The sequence below is a fragment of the Vibrio chemaguriensis genome, assembly GCF_012275705.1.
GTDB classification, from domain to species: Bacteria; Pseudomonadota; Gammaproteobacteria; order Enterobacterales; family Vibrionaceae; genus Vibrio; species Vibrio diabolicus.
This window is the reverse complement of sequence record NZ_SHOE01000001.1, coordinates 266,567-281,898: the sequence shown is the minus strand read 5'-3', so window position 1 is coordinate 281,898 and position 15,332 is coordinate 266,567. Positions and strand designations below refer to the sequence as shown.

The window sequence follows — 15,332 nt, the reverse complement described above, 5'->3', positions numbered from 1 at the left end:
ACACAAAAAAAGAGGCTTATCGCCTCTTTTTATCGCTTTAAAACCTTTAGCGTCGACGACGTCCACGCGTCGGGTATTCTGCATCATCTGATGGCTGACCGCTTAGTGGTGGAATTTTCTCTTTTCCCGCCAGTTTTTTCTGTAGTGAAAGCATCAATTCCGCTTCAGCTTTTGGCAGTTCACACTCTTCAATGAGCTCATTGATATCTGCACCAAGCTGTACCATTTTAGAAGCTCGACTGTACAAGCGACCATCAGTATCAGCGTGCTCGAGTTCACGAATTCTCTCGTTTAGGTGCTGAATAATGTCTTGTTGTTCCGTTACTTTTTGTCCAAGACCAACGACAACCGAACGCACTTCGAGTAACTGCTTACTCAACTTTTGTACTTCTTTATCTACATGTCGAGACTGTGCTCGTTGCTGGTCTACTTGCTTTTGCAACCCCGAGCGAATGCGCAGTTGCAAAACAACCAACACCAACACGATAAAAGCGACGCCACCCGCAAGGAATGGAACAGATAAAAGAGTCTCTTCAGCCATCATTATTCAGCCCATTATAGGTGAGCCATCTCGTCCCATTCGTCATCCGTTAGGAGCTTGTTCAAATCCACAAGGATAAGAAGTTTGCCGTCACGGTTGCTCACACCTTGGATGAACTTCGCGCTTTCATCAGTACCAACAGAAGGCGTCGTGTCAATTTCAGAAGAACGTAGGTAAACCACTTCTGCCACACTATCTACCAAAATACCAATCACTTGACGCTCTGACTCGATCACAATAATACGAGTATTATCTGTAACTTCGCCTTCCATCAGGCCGAAACGCGAACGCGTGTCGATAACAGTAACCACGTTACCACGCAGGTTGATGATACCCAGAACATAATCTGGCGCACCTGGAACGGGTGCAATTTCAGTATAACGAAGTACTTCACGAACTTGCATTACGTTGATGCCGTACGTTTCTTCTTCTAGCTGGAACGTCACCCACTGAAGAACTTCGTCATTCGATGCATCTTTCTTCACTTCTACTTCAAAAGCTTGAGACATAGTTAATCCTCGTTAATGTCGTTCCCGACTTAAATCTAATTCAGTGATTTGACATCTAAACCGGCGTTTAGCATGTCAATGAGCGCCTGGACATGAATTAAGGCGCACATTTTTTCTTTTACCATGCCCGCTAGCCAAGGGCGCTTACCCGCCTGTTCACGCCAGCGAACCTTGTCGATATTGAGCGTTTCCGTCCCCATTAGTTGGTTACTGGCCAGCCCCCACATGCTCTCTCCAAGCATGACAACGTATTGGTAATTATCTTTGTAACTGTCATCGCGAAGCTTATCTGCCATCACCCATTTCGCGGTATCGACGACATCAAACTGTTGCTCACGATTTGTTTGTAGCCCCAAATACCAGGCGGGCTTTCCTATCAAATGGTTAAGCTCGCTGATGCGATGAATACCACCTAACTCATCAAGCGGTACGGCAAACGTGACATCATTCACATCAAAGTAAAGCACTTGAAAATCTTCACTTCGCTTCGTGCTTTCCCAGTCAGTTGGTATTTCGGAACCTGTTTGTGTATCGAGCTCGGTATCAACGTTCGATTCTATATTGACATCATGCTCAATCACCGATTGAGGTTCAACCAGTTCTGGCTGAGTTTCCTCAAAAACTGGCGCATCAATCACCCAGTCTTGTATCTCTTCAACTGTTTGTAACTCGGGCGCCTCACTAACGGTTTGTACGTCTGGCTCAGCCGCTTTTATTTCTGCTGCAATATCAATCGTATTTTGTTCAAGAATACTATCAATATCTAACTCGGCTACAGGGTTGCTTGCTTCAAGCTGACTTAATAACCTTTGCACATCTTCCAGATTTGGGGCTTCCAATTCTGGCGGGTACGCTTCTTGAAACTGGTAAGTTTCCGGCTCCGAGTATTGAAACTGCAATTCTGGCTCTGGCTCTGGCTCTGGCTCTGGCTCTGGCTCTGGCTCTGGCTCTGGCTCTGGCTCTGGCTCTGGCTCTGGCTCTGGCTCTGGCTCTGGCTCTGGCTCTGGCTCTGCAGATGATATTTCTTGAGCCAGCAAGTCAAGCTCTTCCTCAAGAGTCGTTGCTTCAGCCTCATCACCCAATAGCGCATTAAAGTAGTCATCAAGCGCTTGTTCACTGGAAAGCACGTCGTTACTGCTCATCGAACGCTAACCTCTCCAGGTAAATCAGTAACTGTTTATACGCAAACACACCACGACTACCAGATGCAAAATGCGAAGCTGGCAAATGCTTTAAACTAGCATCACGGAACTTGGTATCAATCGGCACCGCAGAGGTCCATACTTGATTTGGGTAATCTTTCTTCAGTTGCATCAATGTCTGCAAAGACGCTTTGGTGCGCTTGTCATACATCGTTGGAACGATAGTCACTTTGAAACCACCCGGACGAGACTTTTGCATAATGGTTAACGTGCGCATCATGCGTTCCAAGCCTTTCATCGCCAAAAACTCGGTTTGAACGGGAATCAAAATTCGGTCACTGGCGGCCAGTGCGTTGACCATCATCACACCAAGAATTGGCGGGCAGTCAATCAACACATAATCATAGTCTTGTGAGACCGCTTGTAGAGCTCGTTTTAAGATCAGCCCCATCCCACTGCGATTCCCCATGACACGATCAAGCGTCGCAAGGGACATATGCGCGGGAATGATATCCATCCCTTCCAGTTTTGTCTCTAGGATTAACGGCCTCACCGTTTCACGAGAGAATGTCTTCAACTGGAATAAATCAAATAGGCTCGAAGTTACTGCGTCAGGATCATAACCAAGATAGGTAGTCAGTGATGCGTGAGGGTCAGTATCGACCATCAGTACGCGATGACCTTTTTGACTCAGCAAACCCGCTAATGTCACTGTTGAGGTGGTTTTACCCACGCCACCTTTCTGGTTAGCTACACTCCAAACAATCATGATGAATCCTACGCTAGGCCAACTTCCACCAACATGCGTTCTGCAATGCGGTCAAGCGGTAAATCTTCTGAAGAAATGCCTGCTTTAGCAACAGCTTGGGGCATACCATAAACAACACAACTTTCTTCATCTTGAGCCCAAATAGTTGAGCCTGCAGACTTCAACATACGAGCACCTTCACGACCGTCTGCACCCATGCCAGTCAGTACTAAAGAGAGCACTTTGTCACCGTACACTTTGGCTGCAGAACCAAAAGTCACATCCACACATGGTTTGTAGTTCATGCGGTCGCCGCCATCAATGATACGAAGACGAGCAGCCCCTGCTCGACCATCCACCATCATTTGCTTACCACCTGGAGCCAGGTATGCCACACCTGGCTGCAAGACGTCGCCATCTTGAGCTTCTTTCACTTGAATCTTACACAAGGTATTCAAACGGCTGGCAAATGCAGCAGTAAAGGTTGCTGGCATATGTTGGATCAATACGATCGGATGCGGGTAGTTCATCGGTAAACGCGTCAGAATTTTTTGCAAAGCAACCGGACCACCAGTCGACGTGCCAATTGCGGTCAGTTGATACTTCTTACCAGAGGCTCGGAACTTTGCCGCAGCCGGTCGAGCAGGAGCTGGAGTCGCTGGCGAAGCCGTTCTTGAGCCTAGTGGACGAGCTGCCGCACTGGTACTCGCAGCAGCGCGAGTGATTGGTCGACGCATAAAAGCGCGCTTCGAAGCAATCTGAATAACTCGTTGCTGAAGCAGTGATACCGCTTCTTCGCGGTTACGTGCGATGTCTTCAAACTTTTTCGGTAAGAAATCCAATGCGCCCGCATCTAGCGCATCAAGCGTGGCTTTCGCCCCGTCATGAGTCAGGGACGAAAACATTAGGATTGGCGTTGGAGCCGCTGCCATGATTTCACGCACAGCGGTAATGCCATCCATCACTGGCATTTCAATATCCATCGTGATGACGTCCGGTTTAAGAGATTTGGCTTTCTCAACCGCCTCTCTGCCATTTACCGCAACGTCAATCACTTCTAGGCGCGATTCTGAGTTGATGATTTCGCTCACGCGACGTCGAAAAAAACTCGAATCATCAACGACTAGTACTTTAATCGCCATCTTATTCCTTTTAATAACGTCAGCTTTGCTTAAAGGCGTGAAGCCGCAGCATATCGCTTAAGTAAATCAGGCACATCTAGAATTAATGCAATATGGCCATCGCTAGTGATTGTTGCACCAGCCATGCCCGGAGTGCCTTGCAATAGATTATCGAGTGGCTTAATAACCACTTCTTCTTGACCAATAAGCGTATCCACAACAAAACCAACGCGCTGGTTACCGATCTGTACAATCACCACATGACCGTGACCAGTACGCTCTTCGACGTTTTGTGATTTGGATGCTAACCAGTTCTGTAAGTAAAATAGCGGGATAGATTTTTCACGCACAATGATCGTCAACTGACCATCTACCACGTTTGTTCGACTCAGATCCAAGTGGAAAATTTCGCTCACCGATGCCAGTGGCAGCGCAAACGGATGACCGCCAACACCAACCATCAGTGTTGGTAGGATCGCAAGCGTCAGTGGTACTTTGATGGTGATCTTAGTGCCTTTACCTAGCTCAGAATCGATATCGATTGAACCATTTAAGGTGTTGATCGCCGTCTTAACCACATCCATGCCAACGCCACGGCCAGAGATGTCAGAAATTTTATCTTTACTTGAGAAACCTGGCGCAAAGATAAGGTTGAAGCACTCTTTGTCTGTTAAACGGGCCGCCGCATCTTCGTCCATCATGCCGCGCTTAACCGCGATACCACGCAGTTTGTTCGGGTCCATACCGCCGCCATCATCTACGATGGATAGCTCAATGTGATCCCCTTCTTGTGATGCAGACAAAATCACTTTACCTGTGCGAGATTTACCTGCTTTCGCGCGGTCGTCTGGCATTTCAATACCGTGGTCAACCGAGTTACGAACCAAGTGAATCAATGGATCGGCCAATGCTTCTACAAGGTTTTTATCGAGATCGGTCTCTTCACCGCGCATTTCCAGCACGATGTCTTTATTTAGGTTACGCGCCAAGTCACGGACAACGCGTGGGAAACGGCCAAATACTTTCTTGATTGGCTGCATACGCGTTTTCATTACCGCGCCTTGCAGATCCGCCGTTACGACATCAAGGTTGGCGACCGCTTTGGACATTTCTTCATTGTCGCTGTTCAAACCAAGGCTTAATAGACGGTTTCGGACCAATACAAGCTCACCTACCATGTTCATGATGGTATCAAGCGTCGAGGTATCGACACGAACAGTTGCCTCGGCCTGAGGCTTTTTAACCGCTGGCGCTTTCGCCTCTTCTTTCACCGCGACAGGTTTAGATTCTGGTTTTGGTTTTGGTGCTGGAGCCGGAGTTGGCGCTGCTGGTGCTGGCTTAACCGTAGGCTCAGGTTTCGCAGGGCTTTCCTCTACGTTTGCTGATGCCGGCTTCGTTGCCATATCCAGTTCTTCCAGCGTGGGACCTTTGCCCGCACCATGTAGCTCGTCGAGTAACTTTTCGAACTCTTCGTCCGTCATTAAGTCACTATCTTGATTTGCTGACGATGCAACTGGCGCAGCTGGTTCTGCCGCTTTAGGAGGTTCTGCTGGTGCAGATGCTGCAGCCTCTGCCGCTGATGGACTTTTGCCAACGCCGTGAAGTTCGTCAAGTAGACGTTCAAATTCATCGTCAGTGATATCGCCACTCTCAACTGATGGCGCACTTGATTGAGGAGGCTCTGATGGCGTTGTTGGTGTCGCAGGTTCTGAAGCGCCTGGAGCTGAGCCTTTACCATGAAGCTCATCCAGCAGCTTTTCGAATTCGTCTTGGGTAATTTCATCAACAGAGCCGACACTTGACGCTGGCGCGGCAGGTTCTTCAATAACAGGCTCAGGAATGACAGGTTCAGGAGTAACCACTGGTTCTTCAACCACGGTTGCAGCGACTTCATCTTCTGATTCAGGTTTACATAGACGATGAAGTTCTTCAAGAAGGGCAGGATCCGCAGCTTCCAATGGCTCACGATCTTGAACAGCTTGGAACTGGGTATTGACCGTATCCAACGCTTTTAGCATCGTATCCATTAAGTTTTGCGTGACCGTGCGTTGGCCGTTTCGTAAAACGTCGAACACGTTCTCCGCACCATGACAAGTATCGACTAGCTCTGCCAAAGACAGGAAGCCAGCACCGCCTTTTACGGTGTGAAACCCGCGGAAAATTGCATTAAGTAAGTCTTTGTCTTCTGGGTTATTTTCCAATTCAACCAACTGCTCAGAAAGCAGTTCGAGAATTTCCCCAGCCTCAATGAGAAAGTCCTGAAGAATATCTTCGTCTAAATCGTAGCTCATACGTTACCTTTAAAATCCAAGACTGGACAACAAGTCATCGACTTCGTCCTGCGATGAAACCGCATCTTCTCTCAGTTCTGGATGAAGAATCGGGCCTTCGGCTTCGCTTGTTTGTGTATTCTTTTTATCTGCCGGTTCTGACAAAACTTGAATGTGTTCTTCAGGTTTATTTCCAGAGAATACGGTTAGGATTTCCACTAAGCGGCCTTCTACTTCATTTACCAACGTAATTACGCGGCGAATAATTTGGCCAGTTAGGTCTTGGAAGTCTTGCGCCATGAGAATTTCGGTCAATTGACCACGCAACTCAGTACTGTCACCTTCGACTTGAACTAATAGCTCGTCGATTCGGTGACAAAGTGCTTTGAATTCGCTTAATTCGATGCGCCCGTGCATGAGTTCATTCCATTGAGGACGAACTTTCTGAAGGCAATCATGCAGGTTGTCAGCGATAGGAAGGCAGCAGTCGACTGCATCCATCGTTTTGTTGGCTGCTAGCTCTGTCTTCTCGATCACATAATTAAGACGATCCCTTGCGTTAGGGATTTCGTCTTTCGCAATTTCGGTCATGCGCTGATCGAGACTGAACTGCTTGAGTGATTCGTGAAGGTCTCGAGTTAAGGCTCCAATTTCTTGCAGCATTGGATTCTCGGCACCTTCGTAGATCGAGGCAACAAGCATATTGGCTTGGTCTTGTTCCCCGTTTTCTAGCATTTGAACGAGTGACTTCGCCTGCTCTAGTGAGATCATTCTGAATAGACCCTTTTACGTTTAGTTCTTCTTATCACTTTAAAAACGCTAAACGAGTCATTTAATAGGTATTTAATAATTGGTATGAATGACTCGAATAACAAAGAGAAAAAGAGAGAGTTATAAACGCTCGAAAATTTTATCTAATTTTTCTTTTAATGTTGCAGCAGTAAATGGCTTAACAATGTAGCCGTTTACGCCTGCTTGAGCAGCTTCAATGATCTGCTCACGCTTCGCTTCAGCCGTGATCATTAGAACTGGCAAATGCTTAAGTTCTGCATCCGCGCGGATGTGTTTAAGCAAATCGATGCCTTGCATACCTGGCATGTTCCAGTCAGTTACAACAAAATCGAAGTCACCTTTTTTCAGCATTGGTAATGCGGTTAAACCATCGTCCGCTTCTTGAGTGTTATTGAAACCCAAGTCACGAAGCAGGTTTTTAACAATACGGCGCATTGTTGAGAAATCATCAACAATAAGGATCTTCATGTTTTTATTCAAAATTGCCTCCACTGAATCGTAAAATCAGTGTTTTTAGTCATTTTGTGTCCACGCACTGAGCTTGGTGCGCAAACGTTGCATCGCTTGACTCAGTATTTGACTTACGCGAGATTCGCTTACGCCTAACACATCGCCAATTTCTTTCAAATTGAGTTCTTCATCATAATAAAGCGAAAGTACCAAAGCTTCACGCTCTGGAAGCTGTTTTATTGATTCAACCAGTGCTTTTCGAAATGATTCATCGGCAACCCCTTTGAACGGGTTACTGTCATCAGTTTCATCTGCAGGTGAAATCACATCATCAGAAACGCCTAAATCTTCAATACCGACTAATTTTGAGCAGTTGATATCGGTCAGAGCACTATGATATTGATCCAGTGTCATACCGAGATGCATGGCTACTTCAGAATCAGTAGGATCTCGATTTAATTCGCCTTCCAGCTCCGCAATCGCTTGGTTAATCTCTCGATTATTTTTATGAACAGAACGCGGTACCCAATCGCCTTTGCGCATGTCATCTAACATTGCGCCACGAATACGGATACCTGCATAAGTTTCAAAGCTCGCACCTTTAGAACCATCATAATTCTGCTGAGCTTCGATAAGACCGATCATGCCGGCCTGAATTAAATCCTCTACCTGAACACTCGGCGGTAAACGGCCTAATAGGTGGTGAGCAATGCGCTTAACCAACACTGAGTAGCGCTCTATAAACGCTTGCTGGCTATTAAACTTGCCATGTTGGTCATAGGTTATCGCTTTATTCACCAAAAGGGTCCTCTGCGAATTCGGTACGATTTAGCAACCTTTCCACAAAAAATTCCAAGTGTCCACTTGGTGTTTTCGGTAGTGGCCACGTTAACGCTTTGTTTGCTAGTGAGCTAATAGCTAAAGCAGCAGGAGAGCGAGGGAACGCATCAACGACAATTTTTTGTCTTTTTACAGCCTGTCGTACTTTATCATCTAATGGAATACATGCTACGAGTTCAAGGCTGACATTCAAGAATCGCTCTGTGACTAGCGTCAACTTTGCAAACAATTCTCGCCCTTCACGGTAGCTTCTGACCATATTTGCTACAACTTTAAAGCGTTGGACCTGGTGTTCTTTACTTAACAGCTTAATTAACGCATATGCATCTGTGATTGAAGTTGGTTCATCACACACAACCACAACGACGTCTTGAGCTGCTCGCGAAAAACTGATTACCATGTCAGAAATGCCTGCGGCGGTATCTATCAGCAGGACGTCCATTTCGTCTTCAAGACTACCAAATGCTCGAATGAGTCCAGCATGTTGAGCGTGAGAAAGCTCAGTCATGCTCTGTGTGCCAGAAGTTGCAGGGATTATCTTTATACCATAAGGCCCTTCGACAATCGCATCTTTTAGCTCACATTCACCCGCTAAGACATGTCCTAGATTACGTTTTGCACGAATTCCGAGCATCACGTCCACATTGGCCAGACCTAAATCAGCGTCGAGAACCATCACCTTCTTGCCTTGGCGAGCCATACAAATCGCCAGACCCAGTGTTACGTTTGATTTCCCCACACCACCTTTGCCGCCAGTAACAGCAATCACTTTGGTCAACGATGGTTGTGTTAAGCGACGGAGGCCGCTTGCTTGATCGTGTATCATATTCTCAGTCATAGTAGTCCGCCGCCTTAGAGTCCTTCACTGTCACTGTTCCAAAAGTGAGGTTCGTTCTCTGTCGACTTCTCTAACAGTTCATTTGCTTTCGCAAGCATATATTTTGGTTGCGCTATCACAATGTCTTCTGGCACGCGCTGACCATTAGCGATGTAAGCCACTGGCATTGCGTTTTGAATCACTACACTGATGAATTCGCCTAGACTTAATGACTCATCAAGCTTCGTCATAATACAACCCGAAAGTGGTATGCGTCGGAAGTGATCCAGCGTTTCTTGTAGAACGCGACGTTGTGCGGTAGCTGGCAAAACAAGGTAGCTGTGAATCACTTCTCCGCTCTCTTGCATTAGAGTATCGAGCTGCTCAGAAAGCCTGACATCTCGTTGCCCCATCCCTGCCGTATCGACCAAAATCAGTCTTCTGTTTCTTAGCTGATATATAACATCGGCTAACTCGTTAGAATCTTTAGCAACTCTTACGGGACAACCCATGATTCTTCCGTAAATTGAGAGCTGCTCATGTGCACCTATGCGATATGTATCTGTTGTCACAAGGGCCACATTGTCGGCACCGTATTCCATGGCGGCACGTGCTGCGAGCTTCGCAACGGTGGTTGTTTTTCCCACCCCCGTCGGACCTAACAGTGCAACCACACCACCACGTTTTAAAATGTCCTGTTTAGGAATATTGATTTGATCCGCCACCAGCGACAACAACGCTTTCCACGCTCGCGCTGGTTTTGTATCTTCCGGGATATAGCAAGCCATTTGGTCTGCTAACTCCGGAGAAACGCCCATACGCTCTAAGCGCTTAATCAGCATTGCTCTGAGCGGCTCTCGACGTTCCACTTCCTGCCACATCAAGCCAGAGACTTGATGCTCTAGAAGACGACGAATTGACGTCATCTCTTCGCGCATACTCTCCAGCTCATCGGCAGACTCTTCTCGCTCATCACTTGGACGGCGGCGATCATAGCGTGTCGGATCCAACTTCGGCGTTGGACGCTCAAATCGATTATCTTGTGCGATTAACTTCGCCAAAGGTGAATCTGGTTGATATGGCGCTGGCTTTTCTTGGTTGTAGCCGTCGCGATGCTTATTCTGGCGTTGCAATAAAGCAGAGAGCGAATCTTCATTTTCCGCTACATGATCGTCAGCATCTGCTGCACCACCACTATATTGCTTAAGCATGTTAGCGAATCGCTGCGTCATCGAGCCTGTTTTTTCGTTGTTACTGTTATTACTGTTCAGGCTAATTTTATCTTCATCTAAATGACGATCTTGATAACGATCAGCAGAAGACGATGACATTTGACGATGTTCGTTATAGCGATTCGATTGAGAAGCACCGCGATTTTGTTGTGACGCTGCGCTTGCTTGAGACGGGTTAGATTCACTATCTATCGCCGCAACAATCGCCACCCCACCAGCCACTTTCTTGTTTGACATGATCACCGCTTCCGCGCCTAACTCCTCTTTCACTTGGAGCAGCGCCGTTCTCATGTCTTTGGCAAAAAATCGCTTTATTTTCAAACTATGAATCCATTAATGATGCGTGAGATCAGTTACCCACGGCTTGCACAATTCTGATCTGTTTTTCATCCGGGATTTCTTGGTAAGACAGTACCCGGAGATTAGGTATTGTGTTCTTCACAAATTTCGCCAACGTCGAGCGTAATACACCGGAAGTAAGCAGAACGGCAGGTTCGCCTTTCAATTCTTGTTCCTGTGTCGCTTGGCTTAGTGAAGACTGCAATCGTTCAGCGAGCCCCGGTTCAATCCCCGCGGATTCGCCTCCTGATGCTTGCATAGTTTGATGCAATATTTGTTCCAGTTCAGGTATCAAAGTAATCACTGGCAGCTCAGGCTCTATACCATTGATTTCTTGAACAATTAGACGTTTTAGACTAATTCGAACTGCTGCCGTCAATATGTCAGCTTCTTGACTCTTACTTGAGTACTCAGCCAAAGTTTGAACAATCGTGCGAATATCGCGGATTGGGATGGCCTCGTTTAACAAGTTTTGTAGGACTTTCACCACCACACCTAATGGTAATTGGTCAGGAACAAAGTTCTCAACCAACTTAGGCGCGCTGCGTCCTAACATTTCTAATAAATTCTCTACTTCTTCATGACCAATCAACTGCGATGCGTTATTAGTCAATAACTGGCTCAGGTGCGTCGCTAATACTGTCGATGAGTCAACAACCGTATACCCTAGCGCCTGAGCATGCTCACGCTGATCTTCGCGAATCCATACGGCTTCCAGTCCAAATGCAGGGTCAATGGTTGGCTCGCCATCAATCATGCCATACACCTGACCTGGGTTAATCGCTAGCTCTTGATCCGGACGAATCTCAGCTTCGCCGACCGCAACCCCCATTAATGTGATTCGATAGCTGTTTGGCGTCAGTTCAAGGTTGTCACGTATGTGAACCGCAGGGATTAAGAACCCAAAATCTTGCGATAGCTTTTTACGCACACCTTTTACGCGCTCTAACAGTTCTCCACCTTGGTCTCGGTCCACTAGCGGAATCAAGCGGTAACCCACTTCTAGGCCAATAATATCGACTGGCTGGACGTCGTCCCAAGATAGTTCGCGTTGTGATGAAGGCTCTGCACCTTCGTCGGCTTTCGCTGGTAAAGCCGGTTCTTTCGCTTTCTGCTTTTGGCGTTTATCGATGAAATACGCCGCCGCGCCAGCCGCGACCGCCAGACTCAAAAACGCAAAGTGTGGCATGCCCGGTACGATGCCCATCACACCGAGAATAGCTGCGGTAATCATCAGTGCTTTTGGGTTGTCGAACATCTGGAAGACCAGCTGTTCACCCATGTCTTCATCGGTGTTTTGACGCGTCACCATCATCGCCGCTGCAATCGACAGCAATAGCGATGGAATCTGTGCAACTAGGCCGTCACCAATCGTCAGCAAAGTATAGATTTCAATTGCCTCACCGAAACCCAATCCATACTGCGCCATACCGATCGACAGACCGCCGATGATATTGATAAACAGAATCAAAATACCGGCAATCGCGTCACCTTTTACGAACTTCGAGGCACCATCCATTGAACCGTAGAAATCCGCTTCTTTTGTCACTTCAAAACGACGAACTCTTGCTTGTTCTTGGTCTATCAATCCGGCATTTAAGTCCGCATCAATCGCCATCTGCTTACCTGGCAACGCATCAAGGGTGAAGCGAGCACTTACCTCAGAGATACGACCCGCACCTTTGGTCACCACCATAAAGTTGATGATCATTAAGATAAGGAAAACCACTAAGCCGACCGCGTAGTTACCACCAATAACGACATTACCAAACGCTTCAATTACGTTACCTGCCGCGTTGCCGCCTTCGTGACCATGCAGTAAGACGACACGTGTCGAGGCAACGTTCAGCGCCAAGCGCAACAAGGTTGCGATCAGCAGTACCGTCGGAAAAGCGGCGAAGTCCAACGGACGACGTGTGTAAACGGTCACTAACAACACCACCATCGACAACGCGATGTTAAAGGTGAAGAACATATCCAGCAAAAAGGCTGGAATAGGCAGCACCACCATCGCTAAGGTGGCCAAAACCATCACCGGTGCGCCAATAGCTGGCATTTCACGCTGAGGGATTCGTGGCAATTTATCTGCAAATGGCAGGCTTAACTTCATACTACGAGAGATCTCAATCGATTGAAGCGTCACGTTAGCTCTTACTATTAATACGCGACCGCTTTGGCCTAAAAGTTTAGGTATGGTTGATAATTAAGGCGTTTTAAGCAAGCTATGTACCATAATTAACGCCAAAATAATGACTAAACACTCAAGTAGAGTTTAATATCTGATTCAATTAACCTTTTTAGAATTAGGCTTCTTTTAGCATTAGTGCCGGTGTTCTGGCGGGATTGGCAAATCGTAATCCTGAATTTTGGGGCGCTGTCCACCTCGTTTTCGGTATTGCTTCAACTGGAATACAAATGCCAAAACCTGAGCCACCGCAGTAAATAATCCATCGGGGATCTCTTGTTCTAGCTCAGTAGTATGGTACAGCGCACGAGCAAGTGGCGGAGCTGGTACAATTGTGATGTCATGCTCTCGGGCGACTTCTCGAATCTTCATTGCCATGTGATCAGTACCTTTAGCGATCACTACCGGCGCACGGTCTGTCTTCTGTTTATAACGAAGCGCTACCGAGAAGTGCTCTGGGTTAGTAACAATAACATCAGCTTGAGGAACATCCGCCATCATTCGACGTTGAGCCGCTTCCCTTTGCAACATACGAATGCGTCCTTTGACCTCTGGCTTACCCTCGGTTTCTTTATATTCGTCTTTGACTTCTTGCTTGGTCATTTTTAACTGATCGGCGTGCTGCCAGATTTGAAATGGAATATCGATGGCAACCACAATTAATAGCGAGCAACTGATCAGCAAAATAAAGTTCAGCAAAATATCTAAAGCATGGAAGATGTTTTGCGGATACACATCCATACTTAATTGAATCAGATCCGCCTGCGATGCTTGGATCAAATAGATCGCGACACCAGTAACCAAAACCACTTTAAGAATTGATTTGATCAACTCTACCCAGCTTTGCATTCCGACCATCCGCTTTAAACCGCTAAGCGGATTCATTTTTGACAGCTTTGGCATAGCGGCTTGAGCAGAAAAACTGATTCCTCCCACACCCGCAGCACCAATCATGGCGGCAGTAAACAATGTCGCTAGCACCAAAAATAGAGGGAACAACAAATCGGTCATCGCCCCTAAAGCAATGTCAAATAGCTTTGCCGTATCAAAAATCTCTTCTCGTTGAAGATCAAATAAACGGCTCATGATGGAAAACAATGAACGTGCTAACGCCTCGCCAAACCACATCAGTGAAATGGCGCCAACGATCAGTACAGATGCTGATGCAAGTTCTTTAGACCGAGCAACCTGCCCCTTTTCTCTGGCTTGTTGTAACCGTCGGGGCGTGGCTTCTTCGGTGCGTTCCTGACCGTCTGATTCTGCCAATTCTTAGCACTCCAAGCGAATGAGTCGACAAATCTGCGCCTCACCCACTGTCCAGAACATTTCATAATGACTATAAAGGCCAGCCAGTATGTACCAACAAAGTAATAGGCCCACCATCAAAGCAAAAGCAAAACCAAGCGAGAAGATATTCAGCTGTGGTGCGGCACGGGTCATTACACCAAACGACAAGTTAATGGTAAGTAGTGCAATAATGCCAGATAGAGACATACTCAGTGCCGTTTGGAACATAATACCAAGCCAGCCTGCCATTTCACGGAAATCAACCGCGTTGAGCGAGCCGGAGCCAATCGGCAAAGTTTTGAAACTGAACACCACCAATTGCAGCATTTTCAAGTGCCCATCGGTGGCAAGGAAAAACATTGTCGTCAAAAACATGAATAACTGACCAAGCAATGGCGTGTTCTGACCATTTGCGGGATCAACCATAGAAGCGAAACCCAAACTTGATTGCATACCCAATATTTGTCCCAACAAGACAAAGGTTTGAATCATAAATTGAGTGACCATACCCATCGCAATACCGATGATCATTTGCTCGGCAATGGTCATAAAACCCCGAAACGAGAGCAACTCAATGTCTTGAGGCACTGCAGGGATCGCCGGCATGACGGCAAAAGTGATGGCTAACCCGAGGTAAAGGCGGATTCGTGGTGAGACAAATCGAGCCCCAGTTACCGTCATCACCATCAGCATGGAAGAGATACGAACGTAGGGCCAGAAATAGTTTGCGATCCAATCTAAGACAACGCTAGTGGGGTACTCCATAGGCGCCTCTAATAAAGCACCTGAGGTAAGCGCTCAATCAAGCCATAGAAATATTCCATCAACATTTGCGTCATCCAGTGACCAAATAGCATTAGAGCCAAAAGCGTGACAATCAAACGCGGCAAGAAGCTCAATGTTTGTTCGTTGATGGAAGTCGCAGCTTGGAAAATCGCAACAATAAGGCCGATAAGCAAACTTGGGATGATAATGGCGCAGACCATGATAAGCACCATCCAAAGTGCTTCACGGAAAAGCTCGACAAACATTTCTGGTGTCATGTCTTATCCTCTATCT

At 46.9% G+C, this 15,332-nt stretch carries 15 protein-coding genes; all 15 read right to left on the bottom strand.

Annotation, left to right across the window (positions count from 1 at the left end):
- Window positions 1-46 precede the first annotated feature (46 nt).
- The 15 genes from EX191_RS01300 to fliQ all read right to left on the bottom strand — a co-directional run bounded on the left by EX191_RS01300 (window position 47) and on the right by fliQ (window position 15,316).
- Window positions 47-541, bottom strand: coding sequence for a DUF2802 domain-containing protein (locus EX191_RS01300; RefSeq protein ID WP_046875563.1), 495 nt, complete (start codon window positions 539-541; stop codon window positions 47-49).
- 14 nt (window positions 542-555) lie between these two features.
- On the bottom strand, window positions 556-1,050 hold the full coding sequence (locus EX191_RS01295) for a chemotaxis protein CheW (protein WP_005380507.1): 495 nt from the start codon (window positions 1,048-1,050) through the stop codon (window positions 556-558).
- A gap of 35 nt (window positions 1,051-1,085) precedes the next feature.
- On the bottom strand, window positions 1,086-2,192 hold the full coding sequence (locus EX191_RS01290; protein ID WP_193447002.1) for a chemotaxis protein CheW: 1,107 nt from the start codon (window positions 2,190-2,192) through the stop codon (window positions 1,086-1,088).
- Entirely contained in the window at window positions 2,182-2,961 is a 780-nt protein-coding gene (locus tag EX191_RS01285; RefSeq protein ID WP_006741712.1) for a ParA family protein, read from the bottom strand. The genes EX191_RS01290 and EX191_RS01285 overlap by 11 nt, the downstream gene beginning before the upstream one ends.
- Before the next feature lie 8 nt (window positions 2,962-2,969).
- A complete protein-coding gene (locus tag EX191_RS01280) occupies window positions 2,970-4,082 on the bottom strand; it encodes a protein-glutamate methylesterase/protein-glutamine glutaminase (RefSeq protein WP_047008842.1) in 1,113 nt (370 codons plus the stop codon).
- Between the two features lie 29 nt (window positions 4,083-4,111).
- Window positions 4,112-6,352 (bottom strand): chemotaxis protein CheA, encoded by a 2,241-nt coding sequence (locus EX191_RS01275; protein ID WP_193447001.1) that lies wholly within the window; start codon window positions 6,350-6,352, stop codon window positions 4,112-4,114.
- Window positions 6,353-6,361: 9 nt separating this feature from the next.
- On the bottom strand, window positions 6,362-7,102 hold the full coding sequence (locus tag EX191_RS01270) for a protein phosphatase CheZ (protein WP_006741709.1): 741 nt from the start codon (window positions 7,100-7,102) through the stop codon (window positions 6,362-6,364).
- 120 nt (window positions 7,103-7,222) lie between these two features.
- Window positions 7,223-7,591, bottom strand: a complete 369-nt coding sequence (gene cheY, locus EX191_RS01265; protein ID WP_017635949.1) for a chemotaxis response regulator CheY — start codon at window positions 7,589-7,591, stop codon at window positions 7,223-7,225.
- Window positions 7,592-7,636: 45 nt separating this feature from the next.
- Window positions 7,637-8,371 carry an RNA polymerase sigma factor FliA gene (locus tag EX191_RS01260; protein WP_170903154.1) on the bottom strand — a complete coding sequence of 245 codons (735 nt, stop codon included), beginning with the start codon at window positions 8,369-8,371 and terminating at the stop codon, window positions 7,637-7,639.
- Window positions 8,364-9,251 carry a MinD/ParA family protein gene (locus EX191_RS01255; protein ID WP_005380498.1) on the bottom strand — a complete coding sequence of 296 codons (888 nt, stop codon included), beginning with the start codon at window positions 9,249-9,251 and terminating at the stop codon, window positions 8,364-8,366. The genes EX191_RS01260 and EX191_RS01255 overlap by 8 nt, the downstream gene beginning before the upstream one ends.
- Window positions 9,252-9,265: 14 nt before the next feature.
- A complete protein-coding gene (gene flhF / locus EX191_RS01250; RefSeq protein WP_012841533.1) occupies window positions 9,266-10,783 on the bottom strand; it encodes a flagellar biosynthesis GTPase FlhF in 1,518 nt (505 codons plus the stop codon).
- Window positions 10,784-10,811: 28 nt separating this feature from the next.
- Complete coding sequence (gene flhA / locus EX191_RS01245; RefSeq protein WP_041853026.1) at window positions 10,812-12,911, bottom strand: flagellar biosynthesis protein FlhA; 2,100 nt, start codon at window positions 12,909-12,911, stop codon at window positions 10,812-10,814.
- A gap of 210 nt (window positions 12,912-13,121) precedes the next feature.
- On the bottom strand, window positions 13,122-14,252 hold the full coding sequence (gene flhB, locus EX191_RS01240) for a flagellar biosynthesis protein FlhB (protein ID WP_006741705.1): 1,131 nt from the start codon (window positions 14,250-14,252) through the stop codon (window positions 13,122-13,124).
- Window positions 14,253-14,255: 3 nt separating this feature from the next.
- On the bottom strand, window positions 14,256-15,038 hold the full coding sequence (fliR, locus tag EX191_RS01235; protein ID WP_005384463.1) for a flagellar biosynthetic protein FliR: 783 nt from the start codon (window positions 15,036-15,038) through the stop codon (window positions 14,256-14,258).
- An 8-nt stretch (window positions 15,039-15,046) separates the two neighbouring features.
- On the bottom strand, window positions 15,047-15,316 hold the full coding sequence (gene fliQ, locus EX191_RS01230; protein ID WP_012841532.1) for a flagellar biosynthesis protein FliQ: 270 nt from the start codon (window positions 15,314-15,316) through the stop codon (window positions 15,047-15,049).
- Window positions 15,317-15,332 lie beyond the last annotated feature (16 nt).